Genomic DNA, 12,153 nt, shown 5'->3' on the forward strand with positions numbered 1-12,153 from the left:
CGCGAACAATGCTTCGGACGTGGCGCTGGGCGCGAACTCGACGACTTCGGCACCGCACACCGGCACATTCGATTTGACCGGCGGAACGGCAGCGGCCACGGCGCCGGCTTCGGTTGTGTCGGTTGGCGCAGTGGGCGCGGAACGCCAGATCCAGAACGTGGCGGCAGGCGTCGTGTCGGCGACTTCGACGGATGCGGTGAACGGCTCGCAACTGTTCTCCGTGGCGAGCGCGTCGAACGCAACCGGTTCGAGCGTTGCCAGCGCGCTGGGCGGCGGCTCGACCTATACGCCGGGCGGCGTATCGGCGCCGAGCTATACCGTGCAAGGCTCGACCTACAACAACGTGGGCGGCGCGCTCGGCGGCCTGGATACGGGCCTGACCAATGTCGAAAACGAGATCGGGACGGCGATCAACGGCGGTGGCATCAAGTACTTCCACGCGAACTCGACGCTCGCGGACAGCCAGGCCACCGGCACCGACAGCATCGCGGTCGGCCCGCTCGCCGTGTCCTCGGGCGTGAGCAGCCTCGCGGCGGGCAACGGCGCGCAGGCAACGGCCGACAACTCGACGAGCCTCGGCGCGCAGACGACGGTGTCGGTCGCGAACGGCGTGGCGCTCGGCGCGGGTTCCGTCTCCGATCGCGCGGTGCTTTCGGGCATCGGCTCGATCACGGCGGGCAGCTCGGCGATTCCGTACAACACGTCGGATCGCACGCTGCTGGGCGCGGTCTCGGTGGGCGATGCGGCGACGAACACTTATCGCCAGATCACCAACGTGGCCGACGGCACGCAGGCGCAGGACGCGGTCACGGTGCGCCAGTTGAGCGGCGCGCTGCAGTCGTTCGCGACGACGACCACGATGTACTTCCACGCCAACTCCACGGCGGCGGACTCGCTCGCGGTCGGCGACCAGTCGGTTGCGGTCGGCCCGACCACGGTGGTCAACGGCGATAGCGGCGTGGGTATCGGCAACGGTGCAATCGTCGATTCGACGGCGCCGGGCGGCATCGCGATCGGCGAGAAGTCGGAGTCGGCGGAGGCGGACGCGCTGGCGCTGGGCAGCGGCGCGACCGCAGGCGGCGCGCAGTCGATTGCGCAAGGCGCGAATGCGCTGGCGACCAGCGCGGCCGGCATCGCGCTGGGTTCGGGGGCGCAAAGCACGGCGCTCAACGCGGTGGCGATCGGCGCGGGCGCGCAGTCGACCTATGCGAACAGCGTGGCGCTGGGCGCGGGTTCGGTCACGACCGTCGGCGCGCTGAGCAACTACATCGGCTATGGCCTGAGCTCGCCAGGCTCGTCGGTGGGCGAAGTCAACGTGGGCAATCGCCAGATCACCGGCGTGGCGGCAGGCGTGGCGGCAACCGATGCGGTCAACGTGAGCCAGTTGCAGGCCGTCAACGAGGAACTGCAGACGCTCATCAGCAACCAGACGTCGAACCAGACCTCGAACAACGGCACATTCCCGTCGAACTCCAGCAGCACGACGACCGCTGCCGCCGCGACGGGTTCGAACTCGTCGGCGGGCGGTACGGGCGCGGTGGCTTCCGGCTCGAACAGCACGGCGGTGGGTACGTCGTCGACGGCATCGGGCGTGAGCTCGACGGTGATCGGCTCGGGCGCGACCTCGACGGGCAACAACTCGGTCGCCATCGGCGCGGGCAGCACGGACGATGGACGCACCAACGTCGTGTCGGTGGGCAGCGCCGATACGCCGCGCCAGGTCACGAACGTGGCCGCCGGCACGGCGCCGACCGACGCCGTCAACGTGCAGCAACTGAACAGCGCGGTCTCGCAGGCGAACAGCTACACCGACGGCCAGATCCAGCAACTGCGTCACGACGCCGATGCGGGCACGGCGGCGGCGATGGCGGTGGCAGGACTGCCGCAGCCGTCCGGCCCGGGCAAGAGCATGGTCGCGATTGCGGGCAGCTACTACCACGGCCAGTCGGGCCAGGCGATCGGCATTTCGACGATCTCGGAGAACAACCACTGGATCTACAAGGCCGCCGTGACGACCAATACGCGCAGCTATTACGGCGCGGTGGTGGGTGCGGGCTACCAGTGGTAAGCGAAGCCGCCTGACTTTCAACCGGCAACGCCGCAGCGACGCGTGCAGACGTCACGCGGGGCTGCGGCCAGCCGGTGGTTTTCCATCGTGAGTGGTATAGGGCCATGAAAACGACCATGAAAAAAACTTCGATTGCTGTTTCGCTCGTCGCCGTGATGGCGGGCGCCTTGCTGCAAGGCTGCGCGTCGCCGCATAACCCGCCGCGCTTCCCGGATCAGCAGTCCGCTTCGCCTGCGGGCGGGACGTTCGTCAACGTCGCCAATCTGCGTAACGTCGCCGTCGGCCTGAACAAGGATCAGGTGCGCGACCTGATCGGGCCGCCGCATTTCAACGAGTGGTTCGTTGGCAATCACGTCTGGAATTATCTGTTCGATTTCCGGCGCGGCAGCGAGACAGTGTCGTGCCAGTATCAGGTGCAGTTCGATAGCCACATGAATGTGAGCGGTACGTATTGGCGCGATCCTTCGTGCGCGGCGTTCGCGCAGGGCGCGGAACCTGTGGCGGCTGACATGCCCGTCGTGCCTGTCGATGCAGCGCATAAAGACGGCACGGTCGATGAATTCTCGCTGCAGACCGATGCATTGTTTGCCTTCGGCAAATCGGATATTGGCGCGCTTCAACCCGAAGGGCGCAAGGCGCTCGACGGCGCCGTCGCGCGCATCGGGCAACATCAGGGCGTGAGCGAAGTGACGGTAGTGGGGCACACGGATCGCATCGGCTCCGCAGCGCTGAACCAGCGTCTTTCGCTCGCACGTGCAAATACGGTGCGTGACTATCTGGTCGCGCACGGGATCAGCGCGTCGGTGATCCGCACCGAAGGCATGGGAGCGAGCCAGCCCGTCACGCATTGCCCGGCAGGCGAAAGCGGTGAAGTCATCGCCTGCCTGAAGCCGGATCGTCGCGTGACGATCGGGGTGGCCGCACAACGTTGATTTGATTCGGCAACCTAAGGATTGCCGGGGGTGGCCAGAGATTGGCTGTCACGCCCTGGGTGCTCGCGGCACGAGCGCCCAGGGCGATTTTGCATCTAGATACACGGGTACCGGTTTCATGCGCAGGCCGTATATAAACAGACCAACCACGCTGGAAATGCTTCACCTCGAACTTGGCCGCATCGACCATCAACTGGTCGATGCGCGGGCACGCGAGATCGACGCCGCGCTCGCCAGGTTCAAGGAAGAGGTCGCGCTACTGGGAATCAGCGAAGACGCGGTGTGCGAGGCGCTGGGATACAGCCGGAGGAAGCGCAGGCCCCCGGCGCAGTACTACGATCCCAAGTCGGGGAAAACCTGGTGCGGGACAGGGCGGCGACCTAAATGGCTCGCGGGCAAGCGTCTCGAAGAGTATTTGATCGAACGGATGTAAGCGCGCGGGGGCGCGACCGAAGCCGCGTTCGCAAGCGACGCTCAAAGATCGCCGCGCACTTCTCCGGTTCCCAACTGGTTGCGCTGTCGGTTGATTTCCGCCCAAAGCTCGTCGCTGTCGTCGTTGCGCAGCAGCACCATGCAGTCCAGCTGGTCGCCGCTCACTTCAAAGTATTCCGTGAGTTCCTTGCGGACGGCCGCTACGAACTGTGCGTATTCCGGGCTCGCCTGGGCCTGCGCGTGCAAGGCGTCGTAGGCCGCATCGTCGGCGCGCTCGCCGCCGTGATCGTCGATGTAGCGCGTGATCCACAGATCGCGTTCGCGGTCGTAGTCGGCTTCGGCGCGCATGGCCTGCACGGCGGTGTAGATATCCAGTTGGGCAAACGCGGCGATCGCCGCCGTTGTTGCTTCGTCGAAGGTCGTGGTCATGTCATGTCTCGTAGTGATCGAGGCGCGTCAGCGCACGCGAGGATCGATGTGCCTGCCTTACGGCTGCACCTTTCTCTGCGCCATATACGCAAGGTAAGCGACGATCAGGTCGATCTCGCGATCGCTTAGCTGCTCGGGCGGGAAGGCGGGCATGGCACGGCCGGGCCAGTCCCTGACCGATGCCGGGTTGCGAATATAGCGGTGCAATGCAGCGGGCTGGAAGTACTCGACGGGATTCATCGGCACGTTGAGGTCGGGGCCGGTGTCCGCGCTGCCCGCGTGGTTCAGGCGATGGCAGGCGAGGCACTGGGTGATGAACAGGCTCTGGCCCGCGCGTACCGGATCGGTTGCGGGCAGCGCCGGATCGACGGCGAGCACCGGCCAGCGCGCCGAGGGCGAAGGCTGCGTGGCCAGCTTCGCGATCTGGTAGGGCCACTGCTCGCTGCGCACGGACGCCGCCTGGGCGCCGACCCAGACCAGGTAGAACGGCCCCGCACTGACCGGCTTGCCCGGCAGCTTCGGCCAGGGGTGCGCCGGGTCTTCGACCGCGAGCCACGCGACGGCTTTCGCAGCATCGCGGTTGCGCACGAGATCCATCGGCAACTGCGCGGCGAAGCCGTCAGTCGCGCGCGCCTCAAGCACGCTGTCCGCAGGCAACGATGCGCCTTCGAGCAGGTCGGCGAGCGGAACCGCGCGGTACGCCGTTGACGCGCCGTAGGCGACATCCCGCGCAACGCGGATGTTCGCGGCATCGGAACGCGCCAGCAATTGCGCCTGGCTGAACGACTGGGTCTGGTTGCCCAGGGTGATTTCGATGACGGGCTGCGCGGCGGCACAGCGCCCAATCACGCCAAGTGTCAGCAACAGAGCCGCAAACAGCGCGCGTTTCGACATTTGTCCTCTGTGAAGGGTGGTTGGCGGCAACATCGGCGGCAAAGCGTCCGGGGCGATCAGGCCGGTCGGGAGCGGTGCGCGGATTATGTCAGTTGTGGCCGATAGCTGATAGCCGATAGCCGATAGCCAGCAGAGCGTGGGTTGGGGCCGCAGCAGCAGCGAATGCTGTACGTTTGCAGCCGTTCCGGCCTCGACGCGGTCACGCGGAATACGCGCTTCATCGACGCTGAAACGAAGAACGCGCGCCGCTAAAAACCGGCTGCTGGAAGTATGCGCTCAATCCGGCGCGGGAGCCGCGAACCGCAATCTACGCGCGGCGGCAGCGTTCATGCCATGACAGGTTGCGTTTGAAATGGAACAAACGCACGGTGCCGCGTGCTGTGCGAACGATCGGCAGCGCATTGCTCGATGGAGCAAATCTGAATGTCGTTACACATGGCGACCACGTTTGCCGAAGGCCCGGCGCGCGTGCGTCGCGCCGGTTCCGGAGCCAGGGCAGAACCCGCAGGACATTGCGCCCGACGACAGGAGCGAGCCGGGATATTCCGCTTAAGCAGCCTGTCGAGCAGGCGGCCCGCTCACGTCGTCACTGTGCGTCGCCCTGCTCGCGCAGGCGACGGGCTTCGTCGCGCAGGAACTGCTGGTAGTCGTCCAGGTCGCCGTCGAACGGCCCGACGCCGCCCTTGGTGACCAGCCAGAATTCGTCGCAGACGGCGCGCAGCAGGGCCCGGTCGTGGCTGACCAGCATCACAGTGCCTTCGAATTCGTTGAGCGCCATGGCCAGCGCTTCGCGGGTGGCGAGGTCGAGGTGATTGGTCGGTTCGTCGAGCAGCAGCAGGTTGGGGCGCTGCCACACGATCATGCACAGCACGAGCCGCGCCTTTTCACCGCCGCTCATCGTGTGCACCGCCTGGTGAACCGTGTCGCCGCTGAAGTTGAAGGTGCCGAGGAAGGTGCGCAACGATTGCTCGGTGCCGCTCTGGCCGGGCGCGCGCATGTGCGGCGGCGTATCACGGGCGAGGCGGATCATGTGCTCCATCGGCGTGTCGAGCGGGCGCAGCACGTCGAGCTCCTGCTGGGCGAAGTAGCCGATGTTCAGACCCTTGCCTTCGCTGATTTCGCCTTCAATCGGCGCGAGCGCGTGCGCGACCGTCTTCACGAGCGTGGACTTGCCCTGGCCGTTGGCGCCAAGAATGCCGATGCGCTGCCCGGCCAGCACCGACCGGTTGATGCCGCGCACGATGACCGTGGGCGGCGTGCCCGGCTGTGCGTCTTCCGGCGCGGGATAACCAAAGCTGGCGTCGAGCATCGACAGCAGCGGGTTCGGGACGTTGAGCGGCTCCTTGAACTCGAAGGTGAACTCGGCATCGGCCAGCACCGGTGCAATCTTCTCCATGCGTTCGAGCGCCTTGACGCGGCTCTGCGCCTGCTTCGCCTTCGAAGCCTTGGCCTTGAAGCGGTCGATGAACTTCTGCAGGTGGGCGATCTTGTCCGCCTGGCGGGCCAGCGCGGCCTGCTGCAACTCAAGCTGCTCGGCGCGCATGTCTTCGAACTTGCTGTAGTTGCCGCCGTAGCGCACGAGCTTGGCGTTATCGACGTGCACCGTCACCTGCGTCACCGCGTCGAGGAATTCGCGGTCATGGCTGATCACGACCAGGGTTCCCTGATAGCGCTTGAGCCACGCTTCCAGCCAGACCAGTGCGTCCAGGTCCAGGTGATTGGTCGGTTCGTCGAGCAGCAGCAGGTCGGACGGGCACATCAGCGCACGCGCCAGTTGCAGTCGCATGCGCCAGCCGCCGGAGAAGCTGTTGACCGGCTGGTCGAGCTGCGCGGCCGTAAAGCCCAGCCCCAGGATCAGCGCCTGCGCGCGAGCGGGGGCATCGTGTGCGCCAGCGTCGTGCAGCGCCATGTACGCGTGCGCCATGCGCATGCCGTCGTCGCTGGCCTCGGCGGCGGCGACTTCGGCCTGGGCAGCCAGCAGGGCCGTGTCGCCCTCGACCACGAAATCGGTCGCGCCCTGCTCGGTCTCCGGCATGTCCTGCGCCACCTGGCCCATCCGCCACGCGGCGGGAATCGAGAACTCGCCGCTGTCTTCGTGCAGCGTGCCGTTCAGAAGGGCGAAAAACGACGACTTGCCGGCGCCATTGCGGCCGACGAGACCAATTTTTTCGCCAGGGGTGAAGGTGACGGATGCGCTGTCGAGCACGACCTTGACGCCGCGGCGCAGCGTGACATTACGGACGGAAATCATAAGGAGCTACTTCGAAGAGGAATGGCATGATAGCCGACTCGACGCAGAGGGCGGGCCGTTTTCTTCCGGGGCCAGTGTGTTTGCGGCGCTTATTCGTCGGTCAATGGGCTTTTAACGGGCACAAGCGAGGCAGACGTGGGGGCGAATCAACGTGCGATGCCCGCACGCTGGCGGCTATCCGGCACTCATTCCCTGACGCCGTGCCTTTGCGCCGATCCCTTCGCGCAACCATTGAATCAGCTCAAGCACCTCGGGCCTGCGCTCCTGCTTTGCCGTGACGATGTAATTCGCAAGCGGGTTCGCGACTGTGCGCCGGTCTAACCGGACGAGTTTGCTTTGCTGCAGCCACGCAGACGCGAGTGGCAGACGGGCCAGCGCGATACCCAGCCCCGATTCAGCGGCGGACAGAACCAGCGTGTAATCCTCGAAACGTCGGTCGTGCGCCCGTCCCTTGAGCGAGACGTCGCGGTCGTGGAACCAGCTGCGCCAGCCTGTCAGGTCGGAATCGTGGAGCAGGGGATGCGCCAGTATCCCGTCAGGGCCACTGGCCTTGAGTTTTGCGGCGATGTCGGGATGCGCCACCGGCGTCAGCATTTCCGGCAATAGCAGTTCGGCATGCAGGCCGGGCCAATGGCCCCGGCCATAGCGGATCGCGAGATCGGCTTCGCCACCGGAAATGTCCGCGTTGCGCGAACCGACATCGAGCTGGATCTTCGGAGGATTCGGGCCCGCTTCGAGGCTGGCAAGACGCTTGAAGAGCCAGAGCTGTGCAAACGACGGCACCACGCTCAGGCGTACCAGTCTTGCGCTTTGGCGCGTACGCCATTGGTCGGCGGCGCCATCGATGATGTCGAATGCCTGTATCACTTGCCCGACAAAGCGTTGCCCGTCCGGTGTGAGCATGACGCCGCGACCGTGCCGCTCGAACAGCGGCACGCCGAGCCAGTTTTCGACAGCGGCAATGCGCCGGCTGATCGCCCCATGCGTGATGCCGCTGGCCGCCGCCGCCGCGCTGAACGATCCTGCTTGAGCGACCAGGCAGACGGTTTCAAGGTTGGCAAGTGGCGGGCGGGCTTTCTGGATGTGCTTCAAATTCACACCTCGTTATCGAACTGTGCGCTAGCTTATCAGGCCAACCAAACGCCACAATAGCGCTCATCCCGTCTTTTCCCGGGTCATTGGTGATTGGTCATTGGACATTGGAGGCTCCATGCATATCTCATCGGCGCTCGTTGCCATTCTCGCGGCACTTTTCCTTGGTGCGATCAGCCCCGGGCCAAGTTTCGTTCTGGTGGTCAGGAGTTCGCTCGGGCTGTCGCGCCGGGACGGGCTTGCCACTGCCATGGGAATGGGCGTCGGCGGCGTGTGTTTTAGCGCCGTTGCGCTGGCGGGGCTCTACACGCTGTTGAGCAGCGTGGAATGGCTATATGGCGGACTCAAGATTGCTGGCGGCGCCTGGTTGCTCTACCTCGCGCTGAAAATCTGGCGCGGATCGTCGTCGTCGATCGAACTCGACCCGACTCGCCCCGAGGCATCGCCAAGTCCGGCGAGGTCGTTCTGGACAGGGTTGAGCACCCAGTTGACGAACCCCAAGACTGCGATTGTCTATGGCAGCATTTTCGCGGCGCTATTGCCGCAACACCCGCCTTCGTGGTGCTACATCGCGTTGCCGCCGCTTGTGTTTGCCGTAGAGGCGGGCTGGTACGCCGCTGTGGCGCTCTGTTTTTCGGCGGATGGTCTTCGACAACGGTTCCTGAAGTCGAAGACCTGGATCGACCGCAGCGCTGCAGCAGCGATTGGTGCGCTCGGATTGCGGTTGATATTCACGGCGTATCGACGCACCGATGTCTTGCACTGACGCTGCCAAGCCGCTTCGGTGGCCTCACGTTGATTTCGTGAACTTGTGCACCAGTTCCTCATCCAGGATGGAATCCATCGCTACACCCGCGATATGGTCGGTCGTCGGCGGTAGCGACCTGATGAATTTGCGCACTGCATCCGGCGCCACGTTATAGGCTGGCTTCCTGACCCGCAACGCGTATCCGTCGTCGGACAGGGGAGCCAGAATCTCGCTGGCACGGCTCTGCGCGATGAGACATTTATCCTTCTGGCGAACACCGCTGGATGATTCCGGCGCAAGCTCATCCCGAACGACTAGCAGCATGTCTACCTCAGGGATGAGTTCCGGAATACCGTCACCCCAGACCACGACCGTGCGCAACTGACCGTTGATCGACAACGGCATGATGCGCGGAACGAACAGGGATTCGCCATACGACGCCTGGGTCGATGCAATCGACGCGTTCCATTTCCACACCCGTTCAAGCGCATCGGCGGGCAACGTATAGAACTTGCGCGATGGCGACTGCATCGTCAGGATTGCTTCGTATGCGTATTCATTCCCCGTGTTCCACCCCGTCAAGAAGCCGTTCGTCGAATAAGGCCCGTCGCCCATGCCGTCCTTTTGCGGGTCTCGCACACGCACCGGAAAATGCCGGATAAACGCGTGAACCTCGGGCTCGGCTTCCAGTGCGAAGACATGCGGCCGGAAGAAGTTCATGTTGAAGGCGGCACTTGAGACCGCTCGGCTTCCCGCTGCCTCGGTTGACCATGTAAATTGAAAGTAGATGCCAGTCGCCGGGTTTTGGTAGAACGCCCCGTTGCTCAACTGGTAGTGGGGACGCGCGCCAAAATACCGGTCGAGTTCCTCTGCCTGGACGGATGACTGGAACTCGAAAAAAAGGTCGTAACTCATGAACAGCGGGGCTCCGTTGCGTTCCGCGACGATGATGTGCTGGTGCCAGGGATGGCATCGGGGCCAATTGTCGACGATGTAGCAGCTATTGTCGAAGCGCCGCCAGGGGCAACGCAACGGCTATCATTGGACGGCAGGTTCGCAATAGCGGGAGCATCTATGAACGAGCCCATGGCTGATTCGTTTGATTATCGTCGGCAACGCGCAAGCGGAATCGTCGCTATCGCCGTTGCTTCGCTGGTTGCGCTGGCACTCTGGCTGGCGATGGCTCGCTTGCTGCCGCCGCTGCCTGGCATGGACAGCCTCGCGGCCCGGATGCTCTTGACGCTCAAATGTTGTTGTATGGCGGTGCTGTTTTGCCTCGTAGCAGGCGTCGAAGCCGTGGCGCACGAGCGGCTGACCTCGCCCGCGTTCGATCCGCTTGCGCGGTATGAGACGAGAAGGCTGCGCATCAACCAAAGATACCTGCAGAACTCGGTGGAACAGGTCATCGTCTTCGGCGTGTCGCTGTTCGGGCTGGCGGCGTATTGCGCCGACGGAGCGCAGATGCGTGCGGTCGTGGCGACGACGGCGGTGTGGATCCTCGCACGGATTGCGTTCTGGCTCGGCTATCACCGCAGCGCGGCGCTGCGCGGGCTGGGGGCGCCCGGCATGGCGCTCAGCATGATCGTGCTGCTCTACGTAGCGAGCCGGTTTGGCAGGGAAATCGCGGGGCCGGTGGGGGCAATCGCGCCTGTGGCCGCATTTTTCCTGATGGAAGCCGTGCTGTTCTGGGGCACGCGACCGAAGCCGTCCTTGAACGACAGGGACGGACAGCAGCAGAAGCATGAATGAATGCCATTAATAATGACAATAAGCATTCGGCATTTTACTCATGATTATTGGTGATTGATAAATCGTCCTGGCCGACCGCGTAGCGCTCGTTGTGTTGCAACGGGCGGTGGGTCGCGCCGTTGCGACCCGCACGCGGGTCGGCTGCGCGGCGTGGATTCGCTCGTCATCGCAATCCATGCACTTTGCAGTCCGAACTGATGTTCGAGAACACCAATAATCCACCTGACCATGAACATGAAAAGACCCCTCTGCCTGGGTATGGCCTTGCTCGGCTCGATGCCGGCGGCCCATGCGCAAAGCTCCGTGACGCTCTACGGGATCGTCGACCAGGGTATCGCCATCAATACGAACGCAGCGGGCAAGCGTCAGTTTTCGCTGACGAGCGGCAATGAATCCGGCAGCCGCTGGGGCCTGCGCGGGCGCGAAGACCTGGGCGGCGGACTGTATTCGCTGTTCGTGCTCGAAGGGGGATTCAACGGATCGACCGGCGCGCTGGGCCAGAACGGCGACCTGTTTGGCCGCCAGGTGTACGTTGGCGTCGGTTCGTCGACGTTCGGCACGGTGACGGCGGGCCGCCATTACTTGCCAAACGCCGAGATGGTCGGCATTTTCACGGCGGGCGAAGACTGGGCGCTCTCAGGGGCGGGCTACGGCGCGCATCCCGGCGATCTCGACGATCTCGACGGTTCGTTTCGCGTCAACAATTCGCTCAAGTACACCTCGCCGATGTGGTCGGGTTTCAGTCTGCAGGCGCTGTACAGCTTCGGCGGCGTCGCGGGCAGCGTTTCGCGCAATCAGATTTATGGTTTCGGGCTTGGCTATCAGCATGGTTCCTTGAAGACGGCGGTCGCCTATACGCTGGCGCACAACCCGAATTACTCGCTGTTCGGCAACAAGGCCAACGACAGTGCAACGGGCAGCAATATGTCTAGCCCGGTCTATAGCGGCTATGCCAGCGCAGGCACTCAGCAAATCATTAACGCGGGCGGCGCTTACACATTCGGCGCGGCAACGGTGGGCGCGGTCTACAGCAATACGCGCTTTAGCAACCTGGGCGCGACCGCCGTGACGGGTTTGACGACGCAATCGCCGGGAGCCAGTGTGGCGTTCAATACCGTCGAACTGAACGCGAAATATGCCGTCACCCCGGCCCTGCAAGTGGCGGCGTCGTACGCCTATACACGCAGCAGCAGCGTGAATGGTCACGAGGGCGCGAAGTACAGCCAGCTTGAGGCCGGCATCGACTACACGCTGTCCAAGCGCACCGATCTCTACGCGGTGACCGTGTACCAGCTGGCGAGCGGCACGGACTCCACGGGTCGCAAGGCGGTCGCGGCGATTGCGTTCGCCACGCCGTCTTCCAATAGCCATCAGCTTGTCTCGGTCGCCGGGATCCGCCACCGTTTCTGACGTCCACTATCGATTTGCATTCGGCGCAATGTGCGCAACGTGCGAAGCATGAATCTGATTAATGCTTCGCATAAGTATTGAGCATTTTACGCGCCGATATTGGCGACCGATAAATACACACCGCTATGCAGCCCATGCGCTGCCCGGC

Annotated in this window: 11 protein-coding genes; 6 read left to right on the top strand and 5 right to left on the bottom strand. The window is 64.1% G+C overall.

Features of this window, described 5'->3' with window-relative positions; all coding sequences use genetic code 11:
* The 3 genes from BBA01S_RS28070 to BBA01S_RS28080 all read left to right on the top strand — a co-directional run.
* A partial coding sequence (locus tag BBA01S_RS28070) for a YadA family autotransporter adhesin (RefSeq protein ID WP_027819358.1) occupies positions 1 to 2,068 on the top strand: 2,068 nt, incomplete at its 5' end.
* Between the two features lie 116 nt (positions 2,069 to 2,184).
* Complete coding sequence (locus BBA01S_RS28075) at positions 2,185 to 3,000, top strand: OmpA family protein (RefSeq protein ID WP_027819359.1); 816 nt, start codon at positions 2,185 to 2,187, stop codon at positions 2,998 to 3,000.
* Positions 3,001 to 3,157: 157 nt separating this feature from the next.
* Entirely contained in the window at positions 3,158 to 3,433 is a 276-nt protein-coding gene (locus BBA01S_RS28080) for an H-NS histone family protein (protein WP_245641612.1), read from the top strand.
* A gap of 41 nt (positions 3,434 to 3,474) precedes the next feature.
* On the opposite strand, the gene BBA01S_RS28085 is transcribed toward BBA01S_RS28080, so the two are convergent.
* From BBA01S_RS28085 to BBA01S_RS43065, 4 genes are all read right to left on the bottom strand, one after another.
* A complete protein-coding gene (locus BBA01S_RS28085) occupies positions 3,475 to 3,861 on the bottom strand; it encodes a hypothetical protein (RefSeq protein WP_027819361.1) in 387 nt (128 codons plus the stop codon).
* Between the two features lie 57 nt (positions 3,862 to 3,918).
* Positions 3,919 to 4,755: a c-type cytochrome gene (locus BBA01S_RS28090; RefSeq protein WP_027819362.1), complete on the bottom strand. Its 837-nt coding sequence runs from the start codon at positions 4,753 to 4,755 to the stop codon at positions 3,919 to 3,921.
* A gap of 586 nt (positions 4,756 to 5,341) precedes the next feature.
* Positions 5,342 to 7,006, bottom strand: coding sequence for an ABC-F family ATP-binding cassette domain-containing protein (locus BBA01S_RS28100; RefSeq protein ID WP_027819363.1), 1,665 nt, complete (start codon positions 7,004 to 7,006; stop codon positions 5,342 to 5,344).
* Positions 7,007 to 7,180: 174 nt separating this feature from the next.
* The gene (locus BBA01S_RS43065) at positions 7,181 to 8,104 is read right to left on the bottom strand and encodes a LysR substrate-binding domain-containing protein (RefSeq protein ID WP_084162586.1); all 924 of its coding nucleotides are present in this window, start codon (positions 8,102 to 8,104) and stop codon (positions 7,181 to 7,183) included.
* A gap of 112 nt (positions 8,105 to 8,216) precedes the next feature.
* On the opposite strand from BBA01S_RS43065, the gene BBA01S_RS28110 reads away from it, so the two are divergent.
* Positions 8,217 to 8,864 (top strand): LysE family translocator, encoded by a 648-nt coding sequence (locus tag BBA01S_RS28110; protein ID WP_027819364.1) that lies wholly within the window; start codon positions 8,217 to 8,219, stop codon positions 8,862 to 8,864.
* A 24-nt stretch (positions 8,865 to 8,888) separates the two neighbouring features.
* Here the strand turns inward: BBA01S_RS28110 and BBA01S_RS28115 are convergent, their stop codons facing one another.
* Positions 8,889 to 9,761: a hypothetical protein gene (locus BBA01S_RS28115; RefSeq protein ID WP_027819365.1), complete on the bottom strand. Its 873-nt coding sequence runs from the start codon at positions 9,759 to 9,761 to the stop codon at positions 8,889 to 8,891.
* Between the two features lie 273 nt (positions 9,762 to 10,034).
* Between BBA01S_RS28115 and BBA01S_RS28120 the strand changes: the two genes are divergently transcribed.
* Entirely contained in the window at positions 10,035 to 10,595 is a 561-nt protein-coding gene (locus BBA01S_RS28120; RefSeq protein ID WP_156966104.1) for an MAPEG family protein, read from the top strand.
* A 234-nt stretch (positions 10,596 to 10,829) separates the two neighbouring features.
* Positions 10,830 to 12,005, top strand: a complete 1,176-nt coding sequence (locus BBA01S_RS28125) for a porin (RefSeq protein ID WP_027819367.1) — start codon at positions 10,830 to 10,832, stop codon at positions 12,003 to 12,005.
* Positions 12,006 to 12,153 lie beyond the last annotated feature (148 nt).

Origin of the sequence: Paraburkholderia bannensis NBRC 103871 (assembly GCF_000685015.1) — a bacterium.
GTDB classification, from domain to species: Bacteria; Pseudomonadota; Gammaproteobacteria; order Burkholderiales; family Burkholderiaceae; genus Paraburkholderia; species Paraburkholderia bannensis.

Coding starts and splice junctions, on each gene's coding strand:
- BBA01S_RS28110 (WP_027819364.1), top strand. CDS start 8,217: ATGCATATCTCATCGGCGCTCGTTGCCATTCTCGCGGCACTTTTCCTT.
- BBA01S_RS28080 (WP_245641612.1), top strand. CDS start 3,158: ATGCTTCACCTCGAACTTGGCCGCATCGACCATCAACTGGTCGATGCG.
- BBA01S_RS28075 (WP_027819359.1), top strand. CDS start 2,185: ATGAAAAAAACTTCGATTGCTGTTTCGCTCGTCGCCGTGATGGCGGGC.
- BBA01S_RS28090 (WP_027819362.1), bottom strand. CDS start 4,755: ATGTCGAAACGCGCGCTGTTTGCGGCTCTGTTGCTGACACTTGGCGTG.
- BBA01S_RS28100 (WP_027819363.1), bottom strand. CDS start 7,006: ATGATTTCCGTCCGTAATGTCACGCTGCGCCGCGGCGTCAAGGTCGTG.
- BBA01S_RS28085 (WP_027819361.1), bottom strand. CDS start 3,861: ATGACCACGACCTTCGACGAAGCAACAACGGCGGCGATCGCCGCGTTT.
- BBA01S_RS28125 (WP_027819367.1), top strand. CDS start 10,830: ATGAAAAGACCCCTCTGCCTGGGTATGGCCTTGCTCGGCTCGATGCCG.
- BBA01S_RS28115 (WP_027819365.1), bottom strand. CDS start 9,761: ATGAGTTACGACCTTTTTTTCGAGTTCCAGTCATCCGTCCAGGCAGAG.